Genomic DNA, 20596 nt, shown 5'->3' with positions numbered 1-20596 from the left:
GTCGATAAGGCCAAGGCCGATAACAAGGCCGCGTGCGAAAGGCGCCATAGGACCGTCTGAATGTTTTACTGGTTGATCGAGCTCTCCAACACATTTCCGGGCTTCGGTGCCTTTCGCACCTTCCTGAACGTCTTCCGCTACATCACCTTCCGCACCGGCGGCGCGGTGGTCACCGGCGCGCTGTTCGTGTTCCTGTTCGGGCCCTGGATCATCGATCACTTACGCATCCGCCAGGGCAAGGGCCAGCCGATCCGGACCGATGGTCCGCAATCGCATCTCGCCAAGAAGGGCACGCCCACCATGGGCGGGCTGATGATCCTGTCCGGCCTCACGGTCGGCACGGTGCTGTGGGCCAACCCGCTCAATCCCTATGTCTGGATCGTGCTGGCGGTGACGCTCGGTTTCGGCTTCGTCGGCTTCTATGACGACTACCTCAAGGTGACGAAGCAGACGACGACCGGCTTCGGCAGCAAGCTGCGCCTGCTGATCGAGGCGGCGATCGCGCTGGTGGCCTGCTACGCGCTGGTGCGGCTGAACCGCGATCCCGCGTCCACCGCGCTGACGATCCCGTTCCTGAAGGACACCGTGCTGCATTTCGGATGGTTCTTCGTCGTGTTCGGCGCCTTCGTCATCGTCGGCGCCGGCAATGCGGTGAATCTCACCGACGGTCTCGACGGCCTCGCCATCGTGCCCGTGATGATCGCGACCGCGAGCTTTGCGATGATCGCCTATCTCGCCGGCAACGCGGTGTTCGCCGACTACCTCCAGATCAAATATGTCGCCGGTACCGGCGAGCTCGCGGTGCTCTGCGGCGCGCTGCTGGGCGCCGGCCTCGGCTTCCTCTGGTTCAACGCGCCGCCGGCTTCGATCTTCATGGGCGACACCGGCTCGCTGGCGCTCGGCGGCATGCTGGGCGCGATCGCGGTCGCGGTGAAGCACGAGATCGTGCTCGCGGTGATCGGCGGCCTGTTTGTGCTGGAGGCGGTCTCCGTCATCGTGCAGGTGGTGTCGTTCAAGCTCACCGGAAAACGCATCTTCCGCATGGCGCCGATCCACCACCATTTCGAGCAGCTCGGCTGGACCGAGCCGCAGATCGTGATCCGCTTCTGGATCATCTCGGTGATGCTGGCGCTGGCCGGCCTGTCGACGCTGAAGCTGCGGTGACTTCTATGGTGGTTGATTTTCGCTGTCATTCCGGACGACGCGAAGCGGCGATCCGGAATCTCGAGATTCCGGGTTCTCGCTTCGCGAGCCCCGGAATGACGAGGGCGAGGTCATGATCCCGGTTACGTCCTTCGCCGGCAAGACAGTCGCGGTGTTCGGCCTCGGCGGTTCGGGGCTCGCGTCCTGTCACGCGTTGAAAGCGGGCGGCGCCGAGGTGATCGCCGCCGACGACAATGCCGAGAACGTCGCCAAGGCCGCGCAGGCCGGCTTCATCACCGCTGATTTGCGCGACGTCTCCTGGGCCGGTTTCGCAGCGCTGGTGCTCGCACCCGGCGTGCCGCTGACCCATCCCGTGCCGCACTGGAGCGTGCTGAAGGCGCGCGAGGCCGGTGTCGAAGTCATCGGCGACATCGAGCTGTTCTGCCGCGAGCGGCGGCGGCACGCGCCGGATGCACCGTTCGTCGCCATCACCGGCACCAACGGCAAGTCGACCACGACGGCGCTGATCGCGCACCTGACCAAGGTCGCCGGCTACGATACCCAGATGGGCGGCAATATCGGCACCGCGATCCTGTCGCTGGAGCCGCCGCGCACGGGCCGCGTCCACGTCATCGAGATGTCGTCCTACCAGATCGACCTCACGCCCTCGCTCGATCCCTCCGTCGGCATCCTGCTCAATGTCAGCGAAGACCACATCGACCGCCACGGCACCATCGCGCACTACGCCGCGGTGAAGGAGCGCCTTGTTGCGGGCGTGCAGGCTGGCGGCACCTCGATCGTCGGCGTCGACGACGGTTATTGCCGCGACATCGCCGACCGGCTCGACCGCGCCGGCAAGAACGTGGTGCGCATTTCCGTCAAGAACCCGCTGGCGAGCGGAATCCATGTCGAGCACGGTACCATCGTGCGCACCGCGGGCGGCGCCCGCAGCGAAGTCGCCAAGCTCGGCGGCATCGGTTCGCTGCGCGGCCTGCACAACGCCCAAAACGCGGCCTGCGCCGCCGCCGCCGCGCTCGCGATGGGCATCAGCCAGGATGTGCTTCAGGACGGCCTGCGCAGCTTTCCGGGCCTCGCGCATCGCATGGAGCAGGTCGGTCGCCGCGGCAATGTGCTGTTCGTCAACGACTCCAAGGGGACCAACGCGGATGCCACCGCGCATGCGCTGTCGTCCTTTGCCGATATCTTCTGGATCGCCGGCGGCAAGCCGAAGGCGGGCGGTATCACCAGCCTCACGGGCTTCTTCCCGCGTATCCGCAAGGCCTATCTGATCGGCGAGGCCGCGCAGGAGTTTTCCGGCACGCTGGGGACACAGGTCGCGCACGAGATCAGCCAGACGCTTGACGTTGCCGTCGAGCACGCCGCGCGCGATGCGGAAGCCTCGGGTCTCACCGATGCGGTCGTGCTGCTGTCGCCGGCCTGCGCGTCCTTCGACCAGTACCGCAACTTCGAGATCCGCGGCACCAAGTTCCGCGAGCTGGTGCAGGCGCTGCCGGGTGTGAAGCCGGTGGTGTGAGGGCGCACTGGCTCCACATCTCCGCTGTCGTCGTCCGGCTTGACCGGGCGACCCAGTATCCCAGAGACGGTGCTTGAGCCGAGCGGCCGCGGCGTACTGGATGCCCCGCCTGCGCGGGGCATGACGAGCATGTGAGGTGAGCGCTCCCCCTATCTCGAAACATCCGCTTTTCCTTAACCCCCCGGTAACCAACCTCGGCGACCAATGGACCGACCTCTGTCCGAAAGCGGCCGCCCATGCTCTCCCGTGAAGAACGCACCCCCTTTTCCGAGTGGTGGTGGACCGTCGACAAGCCGCTGATGGGCGCCATCCTGGCGCTGATGCTGACCGGCGTGATCCTGTCGCTGGCGGCGAGCCCGCCGGTTGCGACCCGCATCGGGCTCGACCCCTTCCATTTCTTCAGCCGGCACGTGATGTTCCTGGCGCCGTCCTGCCTGGTGCTGCTCGGGGTGTCCTTCCTGTCGCCGCGCGCGATCCGGCGAAGCGCGCTGCTCATCTTCGCGGTCAGCATCATCCTGATCGCGGTGACGCTCGCGATCGGCCCCGAAGTGAAGGGCTCGCGGCGCTGGATCACGCTGCTCGGCGTCAACATCCAGGCTTCCGAGATCGCAAAGCCATCGTTCGTCGTCATCGCCGCGTGGCTGTTCGCGGAATCGACCAGGCGGCCGGAGATGCCGGCGACCTCGATGGCGCTGGTGCTGCTCCTCATGCTGGTCTCGCTGCTGGTGATGGAGCCCGACTTCGGCCAGACCATGCTGATCCTGATGGTGTGGGGTTCGCTGTTCTTCATCGCGGGCATGCGCATGATCTGGGTGTTCGGGCTCGCCGGCCTCGGCGCCGCCGGACTGTTCAGCGCCTACCTGTTTGTTCCGCACGTCGCGGGCCGCATCAAGCGCTTCATGAATCCGGCCTCGGGCGACACCTTCCAGGTCGATACCGCCATGGAGGCCTTCTACAACGGCGGCTGGTTCGGGCTCGGACCGGGCGAGGGCATCGCCAAGCGCAGCCTACCGGACAGTCATACCGACTTCGTGTTCGCGGTTGCCGCCGAAGAGTTCGGCATCATCCTGTGCCTTGCCATGCTGGCGCTGTTCGCCTTCGTCGTCATCCGCACGCTGTCGCGGGCCTACGCCAATGAGGACATGTTCTCGCGTTTTGCGGCCTCCGGCCTTGCGATCCTGTTCGGCGTTCAGGCGGAGATCAACATGTCGGTCAATCTCCAGCTCATCCCCGCCAAGGGCATGACGCTGCCCTTCATCTCCTACGGCGGCTCCTCGATCGTGTCGCTCGCCTATGGCGTCGGCATGATGCTGGCGCTGACGCGGCTGCGCCCGCGCACCGAGGTCGAGGCAAGCGGCCACGCCGAGGCGATGCGCAGCTACGCGTGACCGTTGCCCGGCTCGCAATGACGGCGGAGGCCCTGTAAAAGGGCGTTTATGGAAACCTCCCCCTTGATTCTTCTCGCCGCGGGCGGCACCGGCGGCCATCTGTTTCCGGCCGAGGCGCTCGGCGTAGAGCTGATCCGGCGCGGCTTTCGCGTCCGCCTCGTCACGGATGAGCGGGCGCTGCGCTATAGCGGGCTGTTCAGCAAGGATATGATCGACGTCGTCTCGAGCGAGACCGCGCGCGGCCGCAATCCGTTCCAAGTCGCCTATGCCGGCCTCACGCTCGCCGCCGGCACGCTATCGGCCTACAGCCTGATCAAGCGATTGAAGCCCGTCGCCGTCGTCGGCTTCGGTGGCTATCCGACGCTGCCGCCGCTGGTCGCCGCAAAATTCGCCGGCGTGCCCGGCATCATCCATGACGCCAATGCGGTGCTCGGCCGCGCCAATCGGTTTCTGTCGAGCCGCGTCCGCGCCATCGCGACGTCCTTGCCGGGCGTGCTCGACCGCGACCCCGCGCTATCGGGCAAGACCACGACCGTCGGCACGCCGATGCGGCCGGCGGTCCTTGCCGCTGCCGCCGTGCCCTATGCCGCGCCCGAGGCGAACGGTCCGCTGCGCCTGCTCGTCGTCGGTGGCAGCCAGGGCGCGCGCATCATGGCCGACATCGTGCCGGGCGCGATCGAGCGGCTCGAGCCAGCGCTGTGGGGCCGGCTCATCCTCACCCAGCAGGTGCGCGACGAGGACATGAATCGGGTGCGCGCCGTCTACGACAAGCTCAAGATCAAGGCCGAGCTCGCGCCGTTCTTCACCGATCTGCCGGCGCGGCTCGCTTCCAACCATCTGGTGGTGTCGCGCTCCGGCGCCGGCACGGTCGCCGAGCTCGCCGCCATCGGCCGGCCCTCGATCCTGGTGCCGCTGCCGGGCTCGATCGACCAGGACCAGTTCGCCAATGCCGGCGTGCTGGCCAAGGTCGATGGCGCGATCCGCATCCCGCAGACCGAGTTCACCTCGGATCGGTTGGCTTCCGAAATCTCCGCCCTGGCCGCCGAGCCGGCGCGCCTTACCGCCATGGCCGCGGCCGCGAAGGGGGCAGGGCGGCTCGATGCCGCCGAGCGGCTGGCCGATCTGGTGGTCAAGGTCGCGGGCCTTTAGCACTCGTCATTCCGGACGGGCCGCAAGGCGGACCGATCCGGAATCTCGAGATTCCGGGTCCGCGCGCGCTGCGAGCGCCCCGGAATGACGAAAAAGGGCCGACTTTTGAATGTTACTCGTCATGGCCGGGCTTGTCCGACCAAGTCGGATTTATCCGACTTGGTTCTTTTAAAAATGACGGCACTCGGTATACCGAGTGCCTATGCATCCACGTCTTGCAAGAAAGACGCTGGGATTCGTGGATGCCCGGGACAAGCCCGGGCATGACGACGGAACGACGGGATAGAGCATGAGACTGCCGCGCGAGATCGGACCTATCCACTTCGTCGGGATCGGCGGGATCGGCATGAGCGGGATCGCCGAGGTGCTGGTCAATCTCGGCTATGCCGTGCAGGGCTCGGACGCCTCCGACAACTACAATCTCGACCGTCTGCGCAAGAAGGGCGCGAAGGTTTCGGTCGGCCACAAGGCCGAAAATGTTGACGGCGCCGAGGTCGTCGTGGTCTCCACCGCGATCAAGCGCGATAATCCGGAATTGATGGCGGCGCGCGAACGGCGCATTCCCGTGGTGCGCCGCGCCGAGATGCTGGCCGAGCTGATGCGGCTGAAGAGCTGCGTCGCGATCGCCGGAACGCACGGCAAGACCACCACGACGACGATGGTTGCGACGCTGCTCGATGCCGGCGGGCTCGATCCCACCGTGATCAACGGCGGCATCATCAACGCCTACGGCTCCAACGCGCGCCTCGGCGCCGGCGACTGGATGGTGGTGGAAGCGGACGAGAGTGACGGCACGTTCCTGAAGCTGCCGACCGATGTCGCGATCGTCACCAATGTCGACCCCGAGCATCTCGATCACTTCAAGACCTTCGAGGCGGTGCAGGACGCCTTTCGTCATTTCGTCGAGAACCTGCCGTTCTACGGCTTTGCGGTGATGTGCATCGACCATCCCGTGGTGCAGAGTCTCGTCGGCAAGATCGAGGATCGCCGCATCATCACCTATGGCGAGAATCCGCAGGCCGATGTGCGGCTGGTCGACCTCACCCCGATGGGCGGCGGATCGAAGTTCAAGGTCGCGTTCCGCGATCGCAAGACCGGCGCCGTGCACGAGATTCCCGATCTGATGCTGCCGATGCCGGGACGCCACAACGCCTCCAACGCCACGGCCGCGATCGCGGTCGCGCGCGAGCTCGGCGTGTCGGACGAAGCGATCCGCAGCGCGATCGCCGGCTTCGGCGGCGTCAAGCGGCGCTTCACCAAGACCGGCGAATGGAACGGCGTCACCGTGATCGACGATTACGGCCACCACCCCGTCGAGATCGCGGCGGTGCTGAAGGCGGCGCGGGAATCCACCAACGGCAAGATCGTCGCCGTGGTGCAGCCGCATCGCTACACCCGCCTGCAATCGCTGTTCGAAGAATTCTGCACCTGCTTCAACGATGCGGACGCGGTGATCGTCGCCGACGTCTATGCCGCGGGCGAGGCGCCGATCGACGGCATCGACCGCGATCATTTCGTCGCGGGCCTGCGTGCCCACGGGCATCGCGAGGTGGTCCCGCTGCCGGCGGCGCCGGAGCTCGCGGGCATCGTCAAGGGGCTCGCGAAGTCGGGCGATCTCGTCGTGTGCCTTGGCGCCGGCAACATCACGCAATGGGCGTATGCACTGCCCGGCGAATTGAATGCGCTGGGGTAGGGCGGCGATGCTGCACTCGTTGCTTGCCACACGGAATGGTGCGCTCCCTCCCCCCTTGTGGGGGAGGGTGGGGGAGAGGGGTAGCCACGAACTCCGATCTCGCTTGGGGCTACCCCCCTCCCTTACCCTCCCCCACAAGGGGGGAGGGTACGGAAGCAGTCTGCGTCCCTCACTTTTGGGGAGCGTTCGCGCATGAGCTTCCCCGACATCACACCCTCACTCAAAGCGACGATGCCTGATCTGCGCGGCCGGCTGCTGGCCAACCAGTCGCTGGCCGAGCTGACCTGGTTTCGCGTCGGCGGCCCCGCGCAGGTGCTGTTCACGCCGGCGGACGAGGACGATCTCGCTTACTTCCTCGCGCATCTCGCGTCCGACATTCCGGTCTACGTCGTCGGCGTCGGCTCCAACCTGATCGTGCGCGACGGCGGCATCGCGGGCGTGGTGATACGCCTCGCGCCGCGCGCCTTTGGCGAAGCGAGCGCGAGCGGTGATATCGTCACCGCAGGCGCTGCCGCGCTCGACAAGCGCGTGGCGGAGGTGGCGGCATCCGCCAACATCGGCGGACTCGAATTCTATTTCGGCATTCCCGGCACGATCGGCGGCGCGCTGCGCATGAACGCGGGCGCGAATGGCGGCGAGACCAAGGACGTGCTGATCGAGGCGCGAGGCGTCGGGCGCGACGGCACGAAGCACGTCTTCTCCAATGCCGACATGAAGTTCGTCTATCGCAACAGCGGCGTCGATCCCTCCATCATCTTCACGTCTGCGCGCTTTCGCGGTGAGGTCAAGGATGCGGATGCGATCCGCGCGCGCATGGCGGAGGTGCAGAGCCATCGCGAGACCGCGCAGCCGATCCGCGAAAAGACCGGCGGCTCGACCTTCAAGAATCCGCCCGGCCATTCCGCCTGGAAGCTGGTCGACGCTGCCGGCTGCCGGGGCTTGCGCGTCGGCGGCGCGCAGGTCTCCGAGATGCACTGCAATTTCCTGATCAACACGGGCGATGCCACCGCGCACGATATCGAGACGCTGGGCGAGACCGTGCGTGCGCGCGTGAAGGCGAATTCCGGAATTGAGCTACATTGGGAAATCAAGCGGATCGGGGTTTCATGATCACCGTCATTCCGGGGCTCGCGAAGCGAGAGCCCGGAATCCATCGGGCGGCAGAGACGGTGGAGAGATGGATTCTCAGATGCGCAATTGCGCATCGTAGTTCGCGACTTCGTCGCGCCCCGGAATGACGAACTAGAGAGATTGCGGACTATGAACATGCGCATCACCATCCTCTTCGGCGGCTCCAACCGGGAGCGTCTGGTTTCGGTTGCCTCGGCCCAGGCGCTGCATCAGGCGCTGCCCGAGGCCGATCTGTGGTGGTGGGACGTCGAGGACAGGGTGCATGTCGTGCAGTCGAAGCAGCTGCTCGAACATGCCCGTCCGTTCGAGGACGAGTTCAAGCCCGGCACATCAGGCATTCCGCTGGTGCAGGCGCTCGACCAGGCCAAGGCGGAAGATCGCGTGCTGGTGCTCGGCCTGCATGGCGGATGTGCCGAGAACGGCGAATTGCAGGTGATGTGCGAGGCGCGCGGCGTGCCGTTCACCGGTTCGGGCTCGGCCTCCTCGCATCTCGCCTTCGACAAGATCGCGGCCAAGCATTTCGCCGCGCTCGGCGGCGTGACGCCGCCCGCAAACATCGCGCTGGACGATATCGACGCGGCCTTCGCCGAATACGGCCGGCTGATCGCAAAGCCGGCGCGGGACGGGTCGAGCTATGGCCTGATCTTCGTCAACGCCAGGCAGGACCTCGTCGCCGTCCGCAATGCCGCGAAGCACGAGGAGTATGTGATCGAGCCCTATATCGCCGGCGTCGAGGCGACCTGCGGCGTGCTGGAGCGCACCGACGGCTCGATCGTCTCGCTGCCGCCGATCGAGATCATTCCGGGCGAGGGCAATTTCGACTACGCCGCAAAGTACCTTCTGTCGACGACGCAGGAGATCTGCCCCGGCCGTTTCACGCCCGAGATCACCGCCGCGCTGAAGCAGCAGGCGATGCTGGCGCACCGGGCGATGTCCTGCACCGGCTATTCCCGCTCGGACTTCATCGTCTCGGCCAAGGGGCTCGTCTATCTCGAAACCAACACGCTCCCCGGGTTGACCAAGTCCTCGCTCTACCCCAAGGCGCTGAAGGCCGAGGGCATCGCGTTCGTCGACTTCCTGCGCGGCCTGGTCGAGCTCGCCGGGCGGGGTGTACGGAAATAATTAGGACTGGTTAACGGCCAAACGGGCGAAACGGCCCGTTTTGGGCCCCAAATCCGGTAAAATGCCGGACATCGCGGCATAAATGCCTCACAGGGCTGGGCAAAAAGCGTCCCGCGTTAACGAACTTTACCTTTTGTTTACCAGGACATCCGAAGGTTAACGCTGGCGGCGCATATGGCGCTTTGGCTGCCGGCGCGTGAGCTGTTGCGGTGATGTCACCTCCAGCGAACGCTTTGATGGGAGAGGCTTCGTCTGCTGATCCGGCCCGGCAAGTCCGAGACGTCATGTTCGCCAGGACCCGCGCGATGTCGCGGGCAAACTGTTGACGAGCTCGTGCAATGGATGGTGCAGGAAGCCTCACCCGGTCGTTTTTCAGATCGCTGAGGCCCCAAGCTGATCTGAAGGCGGCCGCTATCGGAGCGGTCGTGCTTCTGCGCGAGTGGGTGCAGGACAAGCGCCGGGAAAGACTTCACGCCGCACGCGCTGCCGCCAAGGACAAGATCAAAGCGAAGGCCGTGGTCGAGCGCGAGCCGCCGCCGCGCGTGGTCGCGCTGGTCGAGCGCTATCTGCCGCGCCGGGTCGGGATCAGCATGACCGTGCTGCTGCTGATCGGCAGCTGCGGCTTCGGCATCGTCAAAGGCGGCCATCTCCAGGACTTCGTCACGGCGATCAGCGACGCCCGCAACGCGATGGCCAATTCCGCCGGCTTCCGCATCACCTCCGTCGTGATCAACGGCCGCAAGCAGCTCACCCAGGACGAGATCCTCGCGATCGGCGGCGTCAGCGGCCGTTCCTCGCTGCTGTTCCTCGACGCCGACGCCGTGCGCGACAAGCTCAAGGCCAATCCCTGGATCGCGGATGCGACCGTGCTCAAGCTCTATCCGGGCCAGCTCATGATCGAGCTGACCGAGCGCAAGGCGTTCGCGCTGTGGCAGGAGGCCGGCCGCCTCTCCGTCATCGCCGATGACGGCGCCGTGCTCGAGCCCTATGTCTCGCGCCGGTTCCTGTCGCTGCCGCTCGTGGTCGGCAAGGGCGCCGACACGCAGGCCCGCGATTTTCTCGCGCTGCTGGCGCGCTATCCGCAGGTCAACTCGATCACCAAGGCCGCGATCTTCGTCGGCGAGCGGCGCTGGAACCTGAGGCTCAAGGACGGCCTCGACATCCGCCTGCCCGAGCAGGACGTCGGCAACGCGCTTGCGATGCTGTCCAGGCTCGACAAGGAAGACAAGCTGTTCTCCCGCGACATCGTCGCCGTCGACATGCGCCTGCCCGATCGCCTGGTGGTGCAGCTGTCCGAGGACGCCGCCAAGGCGCGCGAAGAGCAGTTCAAGGACAAGAAGAAAAAGAAGGCCGGGGACGCTGCATGACCGGTCTCGATCGCACCCAGACGCCGAAGACGCGCCAGATGCCGCACAAGCGCGGCGGGCTCGTCGCCTGTCTCGACATCGGCACCAGCAAGATCGCCTGCATGATCGCGCGGCTGAAGCCGTCGGCGCCGAGCGAGGCGTTGCGCGGCCGCACCCACGCGGTGGAGCTGATCGGTTACAGCCAGATCCAGTCGCGCGGCATGAAGGCCGGCGCGGTGGTCGATCTCGGCGAATGCGAGCAGGCGGTGCGCCAGGCCGTCGGGCTTGCGGAGAAGATGGCCAAGGTGCGGGTCGAGTCCGTGCTGCTCTCGGTCTCCGGCGGCCGGCTCTCCGGCCAGCTGGTCGAAGCCGCCGCCGACATCCGCGGCGGCGCCGTGACGCCGGCCGACGTCAGCCGCGTCACTTCCACCGGCATGCGCCACGCCACCGGCGAGGGCCGCACCGTGCTGCACGCGCTGCCGGTCGGCTACACGCTCGACGGCGTCAAGGGCATCCGCGATCCCCGCGGCATGGTCGCGCATCAGTTCGGTGTCGACATGAACGTCGTCACCTGTGACGCCACCGTGGCGCGGAACCTGATGCTCGCGGTGGAGCGCTGCCACATCAATGTCGAAGCCATGGCGGCGAGCCCCTATGTCGCCGGCCTGTCGGTGCTGACCGACGACGAGGCCGATCTCGGCGCGGCCGTCGTCGAGATGGGCGCGGGCACCACCACGATGGCGGTCTATGCCGGCGGCCGCTTCGTGCACGCGGCCGGTTTTGCGGTCGGCGGGCAACACATCACGATGGATCTAGCGCGCGGACTGTCCGCGACCATTGCCGATGCCGAGCGAATCAAGACGTTATACGGGACCGTCATCACCGGCGGATCGGACTCGCGTGAGCTGATGTCTGTGCCGACAGCCGGTGACGAGCAGGATCTGCCACAGATCGTCTCCCGCGCTACCATCGCCAACATCGTCAAGCACCGTGCCGAGGAAATCTTCGAAATGGTCCGGGACCGGTTGAAGGATTCGCCCTTCGCATCAGAGCCCAACGGCCGCGTCGTGCTCTCGGGCGGCGCCTCGCAACTGACCGGTCTCGTCGAACTCGGAACACAGATTCTCGGCCGGCCCGTGCGGGTCGGACGTCCGCTCGGCTTCGGCCGGCTGCCCAACGAGGCGAAGAACGCCGCGTTCGCGGTGCCCGCCGGACTCCTCGTCTACCCGCAATATGTTCACCAGGAACATGTCGAACCGCGGCATACGCGGCAGCAGGTCAGGACAGGGACCGGCGGTTATTTCGGAAAGGTTGGACGATGGCTACGCGAGGGCTTCTGATGACTCCTTTCCGCAATTGTAATTGTCGATTTTCACCAACTCCCGCGGCCGCCGGCCGGGGCGAACCCACGCGCGCGTGATCGAGAGGCAAACATGACCATCAGCATCAATGTTCCTGACATTCACGAACTGAAGCCCCGGATCACCGTGTTCGGCGTCGGCGGCGCCGGCGGCAACGCCGTCAACAATATGATCACGGCGGGTCTGCAGGGCGTCGACTTCGTCGTCGCCAACACCGACGCGCAGGCGCTGACGATGTCGAAGGCGCAGCGCATCGTGCAGATGGGCACGGCGGTCACGCAAGGCCTCGGCGCCGGCTCGCAGCCGAACGTCGGCGCCGCGGCGGCGGAAGAGGTGATCGACGAGCTGCGCGACCATCTCTCGGGCGCCAACATGGTGTTCGTCACCGCCGGCATGGGCGGCGGCACCGGCACCGGCGCTGCTCCCGTCATCGCCAAGACTGCGCGCGACATGGGCATCCTCACCGTCGGCGTCGTCACCAAGCCGTTCCACTTCGAAGGCGGCCGCCGCATGCGCACCGCCGAAGCCGGCATCAACGAGCTGCACAAGGTTGTCGACACGCTCCTGATCATCCCGAACCAGAACCTGTTCCGGGTTGCCAACGAGAAGACCACCTTCGCCGACGCCTTCGCGATGGCCGACCAGGTGCTCTATTCGGGCGTCGCATGCATCACCGACCTGATGGTCAAGGAAGGCCTGATCAATCTCGACTTCGCCGACGTGAGAGCGGTGATGAGGGAGATGGGCAAGGCGATGATGGGCACCGGCGAGGCCTCCGGCGACAAGCGCGCGCTGACCGCCGCGGAAGCCGCGATCGCCAACCCGCTGATCGACGATAGCTCGATGAAGGGCGCCAAGGGCCTCCTCATCTCCATCACCGGCGGCAAGGACCTCACGCTGTTCGAGGTCGACGAGGCCGCAACCCGCATCCGCGAGGAAGTCGACCAGGACGCCAACATCATCGTCGGCGCCACCTTCGACGAAGCGCTCGATGGCCTGATCCGCGTCTCGGTCGTCGCCACCGGCATCGAGCAGGCCGCGATCGCCCGCAACAGCCAGGCTACCTCCGCTCCGGTCGCGAACGCAGCGCCGCAGGTGCAGCAGGCTCCCGCAGCTCCGGCCGCCGCCGCCGAGAGCCGTCTCGCCGACCTGACCGCGCGTCTGCGTGCCGACAACCAGCGCCTGGCCGAACGTGCCCAGAAGCTGGATGCGCAGGCCCCAGTGTCTGGATTCGCGCCGGCCGCTGCCGCGCCGGTGGCGCCGCGTCCGAACGTCGAGCGTGCTGCGCTCGCCGCAATCGCGGCTGCCGTTGCCGACGTTCCGCAGGCGCCCGCGCCGATGCAGACCTATGGCGACGTCACCGTGCGCCCGATCGCGCAGAAGCCGACCTTGTTCCCGGAGCCTGAGCAGGCCCCGGTCGCGATGCAGGAGCCGATGACGCCGGAAACCTTCATCCCGCCGCAGGCCGAGCGTGCGCCGATGCGTGCGCCGCGGATGCCGCGCCTCGAGGAGCTGCCGATGCCGGCCCAGGCCGAGATTCGTCAGGCCCGCGGCGAAGTCGAAGAAGAGACCCCGCAGAAGACCCGCCTGTCGCTGCTCCAGCGCCTCGCCAATGTCGGCCTTGGCCGCCGCGACGAGGAGAGTGAGCCGCCGGTCGCCGCCCGCACCGCTGGTCCGGCGATACCGCCGCTGCCGGAGCGTCGTCCGCAGAAGAGCGTGGCACAGCAGATCGCGGCCACCGAACCGGTATCGGAGTATGCGCGGCGTCCCGCGCCGCAGGGCCTCGACGTGCATGGCCGTTCCGCGCCTGTTGCGCCGGCGCCACAGGGTGACGACCATCTTGATATCCCGGCCTTCCTGCGGCGTCAGGCGACCTGAGGATTGTTACAATAAGGCAGACGCAAAGAGGCCCCGGCAGCAAGCTTGCCGGGGCCTTTCCATTTTCACCGGGCATGCCCGGATTGCATGGCCAAGCAACTGATTTTAAATCATTAATTATGCATTGGGTGGTTCAGTAAAACCGCCGGCAGCAGCCCAAAACCTCGGTGCAATTTGGTTAAGCCTTGGCGCGAATACGGCAGGTTTGGGGTAACAATCGGTAAAAAAGCGTGAGTTGGCGCTGTTTGAGGCAGTGACTATGGTTTGCCGTGACTTGGGGATACGGATTCGGACGGCGGCCTTGGCCAGTCTGTCAGGTTTGTATAAGTCGCAGTGGTCGTAGTGGGGCGGTTCCTGATGAAATTTAGCCGGCAAACAACGCTTCGTGCGCAAGCCACCGTGGTTGGCGTCGGCGTTCATTCCGGTCTTCCCGTCACCCTCACGCTTGGACCTGCGCCTGTTGACGCAGGTTTTGTTTTTGTCCGTACCGGCCTTGAGGGAAGTGACCGCGAGGTTCAGGCGACCGCCGAGCAGGTGATCGCGACCGATCTCGCCACCGTCCTCGGCGATCGCGACGGTCCGCTGGTCTCCACCGCCGAGCACGTGCTTGCTGCGCTGCGGGGTATGGGCGTTGACAACGCAGCTATCGAGATCGACGGGCCGGAAGTGCCGATCATGGACGGCAGCGCCGCGGCCTTCATTGCGGCGATCGAGCAGGCCGGCATCGTCACCCAGCCGGCGCAGCGCCGCTTCATTCAGGTTTTGAAGCCGATCTCGGTCAAGATCGGCGACTCTTTCGGCGAGATACGGCCCCACGCCAACGGGTTCCGCGCCGAGGTCGAGATCGATTTCGCCAACCCCGTCATCGGCCGGCAGAGCTACGCCTTCGACCTCAACCCGGAACGTTTCCGCCGCGAAGTCGGCCGCGCCCGGACGTTCGGCCTGATGTGCGACGTCGCCCGGCTCTGGAGCGCGGGCTACGCGCTCGGCGCCTCCTTCGACAACACCGTCGTGTTCGACGATGAGCGGCTGCTCAACACCGAGGGCCTGCGCTACGCCGACGAATGCGTCCGCCACAAGGTGCTGGACGTGATCGGCGACCTCGCGCTGGCCGGCCTGCCGCTGCTTGGCGCCTACCGCTCGGTGCGCGGCGGCCACAAGCTCAACCACGCCGTTCTGACCGCGCTGCTTGCCGACCGTACCGCCTGGCGGGTGGTCGAGGGCGAGGCGGTCCGCCGCACCACGCGTCCCGTGGCCGAAACCGGTCGCGGTATCGTCGGCGGCCGGATTGCCGCGGCCTACGGGCCGGACGTGTCCTGAAGACACCTGTGGCCGCGGGCGTCTGGCGGCGGCTGTCCCCGGGAAACTCCTGGTAACCATGATCGACTAGCATTGCGGCACGTTCGCCTTAATCCGGGCGAAATGCCTGCCCATACGGTTGGTTAACGATCGTTTTTCGGATACATCGGCGTGGTCGCATGGCAGGCACCACGGCACCATTTCGCGCCCGTGACGGGGTTCGTGGGCTGGCGGGCACCGCATCACAGGGCGTCAGGGCTTAAAACTCATGTCGGCACAGCGTATGACGCGCGGATATCTCTCGATCTCGCCTCTCGCGCGCGGGGGGCTTCAGGCCGTCACCTTCATCATGCTCGCGCTGCCGCTGGCCGGCTGCGGCACCGGCGCGCTCTGGGACAAGTTCACCGCCAAGGACGACACCTTCGTCGAGGAGCCCGCCGACAAGATCTACAATGAGGGCCTGTACCTCATGAACGAGAAGAAGGACATGAAGGCGGCGAACAAGAAGTTCGAAGAGGTCGACCGCCAGCATCCTTATTCCGACTGGGCCCGCAAATCGCTGCTGATGTCCGCCTATGCGTCCTACCAGGGCGGCGACTATGACGGCTGCATCGGTGCCGCCACTCGCTATGTCACGCTGCATCCCGGCAGCCCGGACGCGGCCTATGCGCAATACCTGATCGCCGCCTCGCATTACGACCAGATCCCGGACATCAGCCGCGACCAGAGCCGCACCGAGAAAGCGATCGCCTCGCTGGAAGAGGTGATCCGCAAATATCCGACGTCCGAATACGCGACCTCGGCCAAGGCCAAGATCGAGGGCGCGCGCGACCAGCTCGCCGGCAAGGAAATGAACGTCGGCCGCTATTACATGCAGAAGCGCGACTACACGGCGGCGATCAACCGCTACAAGGCTGTGGTCACGCAGTACCAGACCACGCGCCATGTCGAGGAGGCGCTCTACCGGCTGACCGAAGCCTATATGGCGATCGGCATCGTCGGCGAGGCGCAGACCGCGGCCGCTGTGCTTGGCCACAATTTTCCTGACAGCCGTTGGTACAAGGACGCCTATAATCTTGTAAAATCGGGTGGTCTCGAGCCGAGCGAGAATCAGGGGTCCTGGATCAGCAAGACCTTCAAGAAAATGGGCCTCGGCTAGGAAATTTGGTTCCATGCTAGCGCGTCTGTCGATCCGTGACATCGTCCTGATCGAACGGCTCGATATCGAATTCGCGACGGGCCTCGCGGTTTTGACCGGCGAGACCGGTGCGGGCAAATCCATCCTCCTCGATGCCTTTGCGCTGGCGCTCGGCGGCCGCGGCGACGCCGGCCTCGTGCGCCACGGCGCGGAGCAGGGGCAGGTCACGGCCGTCTTCGATATCCCCAAAAATCACCCCGCGGCGGCGATCCTCGCCGAGAACGGTCTCGACGACACCGGCGAGATGATTCTCCGCCGCGTCCAGCTCGCCGACGGCCGCACTCGCGCCTTCATCAACGACCAGTCGATCAGCGTGCAGACGCTGAAGGCGGTCGGCGCCGCTCTGGTCGAGATTCACGGCCAGCATGACGAGCGCGCGCTGGTCGATGCCGCCACGCACCGCCGCCTGCTCGATGCCTTTGCCGGCCTCGAGAAGGACGTTGCGGTCGTCGAGTCGCTTTGGGATGCGCGCCGCACCGCCAACACCGAGCTGGAGGAGCATCGCGCCGGCATGGAGCGGGCCGCGCGCGAGGCCGACTATCTGCGCCACGCCTCCGACGAGCTGAAGCAGCTCGCCCCCAAGGACGGCGAGGAGACCTCGCTGGCGTCCCGCCGGACCACGATGATGCAGGGCGAGAAGATCGCCTCCGACCTGCGCGAGGCGCAGGAGGCGGTGGGCGGCAACCACTCTCCGGTCGCGGCGCTGTCGGCCGCGGTGCGCCGGCTGGAGCGCCGCGGCGTCAATTCGCCGGCGCTGGTCGAGCCCGCAGTCAAGGCGATCGACGCCGCGATCAACGCGCTGGAGGAAGCCGACCAGCATCTTCAGGCCGCGCTCGCCGCAACCGATTTCGATCCGGCCGAGCTCGAACGCATCGAGGAGCGGCTGTTCGCCCTGCGCGCCGCCTCGCGCAAATATTCTACGCCGGTCGACGGGCTCGCCGCGCTCGCCGCCAAATACGCCGCCGACGTCGTGCTGATCGATGCCGGTGCCTCGCGCCTGAAGAAGCTGGAGCAGGCTGCGATCGAGGCAGATAGCCGCTATGCCGCTGCCGCCAAGAAACTGTCGATGGCGCGGCAGAAATCGGCCGAGAAGCTCAACAAGGCCGTCAATGCCGAGCTCGCCCCGCTCAAGCTCGAGCGCGCGAAATTCATGACCCAGGTCGAGACCGACGAGGCCGCGCCGGGGCCGCAAGGTTTTGATCGCGTCGAGTTCTGGGTGCAGACCAATCCGGGCACCAAGCCGGGCCCGCTGATGAAGGTCGCCTCCGGCGGCGAGCTGTCGCGCTTTCTCCTGGCCCTCAAGGTCGTGCTGTCCGACCGCGGCTCGGCGCCGACGCTCGTGTTCGACGAAATCGACACCGGTGTCGGCGGTGCGGTCGCGGACGCCATCGGCGGGCGCCTGGCGCGGCTTGCCGGCAAGGTCCAGGTGATGGCCGTGACCCACGCCCCGCAGGTCGCCGCGCGGGCCGACCAGCATCTGCTCATCTCCAAGGACGCCCTCGACAAGGGCAAGCGCGTCGCCACCCGCGTCAACGCGCTGGCCGCCGACCACCGCCGCGAGGAGATCGCCCGCATGCTCGCCGGCGCCGAGATCACCGCCGAGGCGAGGGCTGCCGCGGACCGGCTGCTCAAGGCGGCGACGGCTTAGTTACACACTGTCATTCCGGGGCGATGCGAAGCATCGAACCCGGAATCTCGAGATTCCGGGTTCGGCTCTTCGCCGCCCCGGAATGACGGGCTTAGCTGCAGATCGATTCGTACAGATCATCCCAAGTCGGGTTCGTTTTCTCGATCAACTGAACCTTCCAGGCTCGCTTCCACTTCTTCAACTCCTTCTCACGCGATATCGCTGAAATCGGATCATCATAAATCTCGAACCAGACCAGCCGAGTAATATTGTATTTCGTTGTGAATCCGGGAACAGCCTTGATTCGATGCTCGTAGGTGCGGCGTACGAGGTCGTTGGTGATGCCGACATAGATTGCTCCATCGCGGCGGCTTGCTAGGATATAGACGTAATACGCCATGAGCCCTCCCCACCGTCATTCCGGGGTGCACGAAGTGCGAACCCGGAATCTCGAGGTTCCGGGTCTGGTCCTTCGGACCATCCCGGAACGACGAGCTAGAACCTTAAGTATGATGGCAAGAGCAGCAAAATCCAAACCGCTCCGTGACGTCGCCGAGCTCACCAAGGCGCAGGCCAAGGTCGAGCTCATGCGGCTCGCGCTGGAGCTCGAAGGGCATGACAAGCGCTACTATCAGGATGACGCGCCCACCGTCACCGACGCCGAATACGACGCGTTGCGCCAGCGCTTCAATGCGATCGAAAAACGCTTTCCGGAATTCGTCAGCGCGGAATCGCCCTCGCAGAAGGTCGGCGCGGCGCCGTCAGGCCGCTTCAGGAAGGTCCGGCATGCCGTCCCCATGCTGTCGCTCGACAACGCCTTTGCCGAAGAGGACGTGCGCGACTTCGTCGGCCGCATCGTGCGCTTCCTGAAGCTCGACGACGACAAGATCGACTTCTCCGCCGAGCCGAAGATCGACGGTCTCTCGATGTCACTGCGCTATGAGGGCGGCGAGCTCGTCACTGCCGCGACGCGCGGTGACGGTGCGGAGGGCGAGGACGTCACCGCCAATATCCGCACCCTCGAAGACGTGCCGCAGAAGCTGAAGGGCCGCAATGTCCCCGACATCTGCGAGGTGCGCGGCGAGGTCTACATGACCAAGAAGGCGTTCCTCGCGCTCAACGAGCGGCAGAAGGCCGCCGGCGATACGATCTTCGCCAATCCGCGCAACTCGGCGGCCGGCTCGCTCCGCCAGAAGGATCCGACCATCACCGCCTCGCGCCCCCTCGGCTTCTTCGCCTATGCCTGGGGCGAGATGAGCGCGATGCCGGAGGAGACGCAGACCGGCATGATCCACTGGTTCGAGCGCTGCGGCTTCAAGACCAATCCGCTGACCAGGCTGTGCCACTCGGTCGAGGAGCTGATCGCGTTCCACCAGAGGATCGAGGAAGAGCGCGCCGAGCTCGACTACGACATCGACGGCGTCGTCTACAAGGTCGACCGCATCGACTGGCAGGAACGGCTCGGCTTCGTCTCGCGCACGCCGCGCTGGGGCATCGCGCACAAATTCCCCGCCGAGCAGGCCATGACGGTCCTGCGCGACATCGAGATACAGGTCGGCCGTACCGGCTCGTTCACGCCGGTCGGCAAGCTCGAGCCGGTCGGCGTCGGCGGCGTGATCGTGCAGAACGTCACGTTGCACAATGAGGACTACATCAAGGGCATCGGCAACAAGGGCGAGGTGCTGCGCGAGGGGCGCGACATCAGGATCGGCGACACCGTCGTGATCCAGCGCGCCGGCGACGTCATCCCGCAGGTGGTCGACGTCGTCCTCGACAAGCGGCCGAAGACTGCCAAGGAATTCCACTTCCCCAAGACGTGCCCGTGCCCGCTGCACACCGACGTCACGCGCGAGGAGACGGCCGCGGGCGAAGAGGGCTCGCGCGCCCGCTGCACCGGTGAGTTCGCCTGCCCCTATCAGAAGATCGAGCACCTCAAGCTGTTCGTGTCGCGGCGGGCCTTCGACATCGACGGCCTCGGCGAGAAGCAGCTCCAGTATTTCTTCGACGAAGGTTTTGTGAAAGAGCCCGCCGACATCTTCACGCTGGAGAAGCGCAACGCGAAACTCAAGCTCGAGGAGATCGAGGGTTACGGCGCCACCTCCGTGCGCAACCTCTTCGCCGCCATCGAGAGCCGGCGCAGAATCGCGCTCGAGCGCTTCGTCTATGCGCTCGGCATGCGCCATGTCGGCGAGACCACCGCGCTGGCGCTGGCGCGCGGCTACGGCTCCTGGGAGGCGTTCCACGACGCCTGCCTCAAGGTCGCCAAGGGCGACGAGGAGGCGATGGCGGACATGGATGCGCTCGACCAGATCGGCGACACCGTGATCAAGAGCATCGCCGATTATTTCGGCGAGAGCCACAACCGCGGCATCGTCGAGCGCCTGACCAAGGAGGTCGAGATCGTCGACGCCGAGAAGCCGAAGAGCAACTCGGCCGTCGCCGGCAAGACCGTGGTGTTCACGGGCTCGCTGGAGAAGATGACGCGGGATGAAGCCAAGGCCACCGCTGAGCGGCTCGGCGCCAAGGTGTCGGGCTCGGTGTCGAAGAAGACCGATCTCGTCGTCGCCGGCCCGGGCGCCGGCTCGAAGCTCGCCGAGGCCAACAAGCACGGCGTCAAGGTGCTGACCGAAGACGAGTGGCTGAAGCTGATCGGGGAGTGATCTTGATTCCGTCATTCCGGGCCGATGCGAAGCATCGAACCCGGAATCTCGAGATTCCGGGTTCGCC

At 66.0% G+C, this 20596-nt stretch carries 15 protein-coding genes; 14 read left to right on the top strand and 1 reads right to left on the bottom strand.

Translation table 11 applies throughout. The features are described from left to right. Positions 1–60: 60 nt before the first annotated feature. From mraY to recN, 13 genes are all read left to right on the top strand, one after another. Positions 61–1164 (top strand): phospho-N-acetylmuramoyl-pentapeptide-transferase, encoded by a 1104-nt coding sequence (mraY, locus tag BJA_RS33460; protein ID WP_011089345.1) that lies wholly within the window; start codon positions 61–63, stop codon positions 1162–1164. A gap of 112 nt (positions 1165–1276) precedes the next feature. Further along, on the top strand, positions 1277–2677 hold the full coding sequence (murD, locus tag BJA_RS33455; RefSeq protein WP_011089344.1) for a UDP-N-acetylmuramoyl-L-alanine--D-glutamate ligase: 1401 nt from the start codon (positions 1277–1279) through the stop codon (positions 2675–2677). A 236-nt stretch (positions 2678–2913) separates the two neighbouring features. Continuing rightward, on the top strand, positions 2914–4065 hold the full coding sequence (locus BJA_RS33450; RefSeq protein WP_011089343.1) for an FtsW/RodA/SpoVE family cell cycle protein: 1152 nt from the start codon (positions 2914–2916) through the stop codon (positions 4063–4065). Between the two features lie 48 nt (positions 4066–4113). After that, on the top strand, positions 4114–5214 hold the full coding sequence (gene murG, locus BJA_RS33445) for an undecaprenyldiphospho-muramoylpentapeptide beta-N-acetylglucosaminyltransferase (RefSeq protein ID WP_011089342.1): 1101 nt from the start codon (positions 4114–4116) through the stop codon (positions 5212–5214). A gap of 289 nt (positions 5215–5503) precedes the next feature. Next, positions 5504–6907 (top strand): UDP-N-acetylmuramate--L-alanine ligase, encoded by a 1404-nt coding sequence (gene murC / locus BJA_RS33440; protein WP_011089341.1) that lies wholly within the window; start codon positions 5504–5506, stop codon positions 6905–6907. A 192-nt stretch (positions 6908–7099) separates the two neighbouring features. After that, a complete protein-coding gene (gene murB, locus BJA_RS33435; RefSeq protein ID WP_011089340.1) occupies positions 7100–8017 on the top strand; it encodes a UDP-N-acetylmuramate dehydrogenase in 918 nt (305 codons plus the stop codon). A gap of 156 nt (positions 8018–8173) precedes the next feature. After that, positions 8174–9160 (top strand): D-alanine--D-alanine ligase family protein, encoded by a 987-nt coding sequence (locus tag BJA_RS33430; protein WP_038966437.1) that lies wholly within the window; start codon positions 8174–8176, stop codon positions 9158–9160. Positions 9161–9498: 338 nt separating this feature from the next. Beyond that, complete coding sequence (locus BJA_RS33425; protein WP_011089338.1) at positions 9499–10527, top strand: cell division protein FtsQ/DivIB; 1029 nt, start codon at positions 9499–9501, stop codon at positions 10525–10527. Next, positions 10524–11846: a cell division protein FtsA gene (gene ftsA, locus BJA_RS33420; RefSeq protein WP_011089337.1), complete on the top strand. Its 1323-nt coding sequence runs from the start codon at positions 10524–10526 to the stop codon at positions 11844–11846. Before BJA_RS33425 ends, ftsA begins: the two co-directional genes overlap by 4 nt. Positions 11847–11939: 93 nt before the next feature. Next, positions 11940–13745, top strand: a complete 1806-nt coding sequence (gene ftsZ, locus BJA_RS33415) for a cell division protein FtsZ (RefSeq protein WP_011089336.1) — start codon at positions 11940–11942, stop codon at positions 13743–13745. Between the two features lie 357 nt (positions 13746–14102). Then, positions 14103–15065, top strand: coding sequence for a UDP-3-O-acyl-N-acetylglucosamine deacetylase (gene lpxC / locus BJA_RS33410; RefSeq protein ID WP_011089335.1), 963 nt, complete (start codon positions 14103–14105; stop codon positions 15063–15065). A 247-nt stretch (positions 15066–15312) separates the two neighbouring features. Continuing rightward, complete coding sequence (locus tag BJA_RS33405; protein ID WP_011089334.1) at positions 15313–16203, top strand: outer membrane protein assembly factor BamD; 891 nt, start codon at positions 15313–15315, stop codon at positions 16201–16203. Positions 16204–16216: 13 nt separating this feature from the next. Further along, positions 16217–17890, top strand: a complete 1674-nt coding sequence (recN, locus tag BJA_RS33400; protein ID WP_011089333.1) for a DNA repair protein RecN — start codon at positions 16217–16219, stop codon at positions 17888–17890. Between the two features lie 91 nt (positions 17891–17981). Here the strand turns inward: recN and BJA_RS33395 are convergent, their stop codons facing one another. Then, complete coding sequence (locus BJA_RS33395; protein WP_011089332.1) at positions 17982–18269, bottom strand: GIY-YIG nuclease family protein; 288 nt, start codon at positions 18267–18269, stop codon at positions 17982–17984. 112 nt (positions 18270–18381) lie between these two features. Here BJA_RS33395 and ligA point away from each other — a divergent pair, with 112 nt between their 5' ends. Next, positions 18382–20529 carry an NAD-dependent DNA ligase LigA gene (gene ligA, locus BJA_RS33390; protein ID WP_038966438.1) on the top strand — a complete coding sequence of 716 codons (2148 nt, stop codon included), beginning with the start codon at positions 18382–18384 and terminating at the stop codon, positions 20527–20529. Positions 20530–20596: the final 67 nt, after the last annotated feature.

Origin of the sequence: Bradyrhizobium diazoefficiens USDA 110 (assembly GCF_000011365.1) — a bacterium.
In the GTDB taxonomy this organism is placed as follows: domain Bacteria; phylum Pseudomonadota; class Alphaproteobacteria; order Rhizobiales; family Xanthobacteraceae; genus Bradyrhizobium; species Bradyrhizobium diazoefficiens.
Note: the sequence above shows the minus strand (reverse complement) of the source record. Positions and strands in the feature narration are given on the sequence as shown.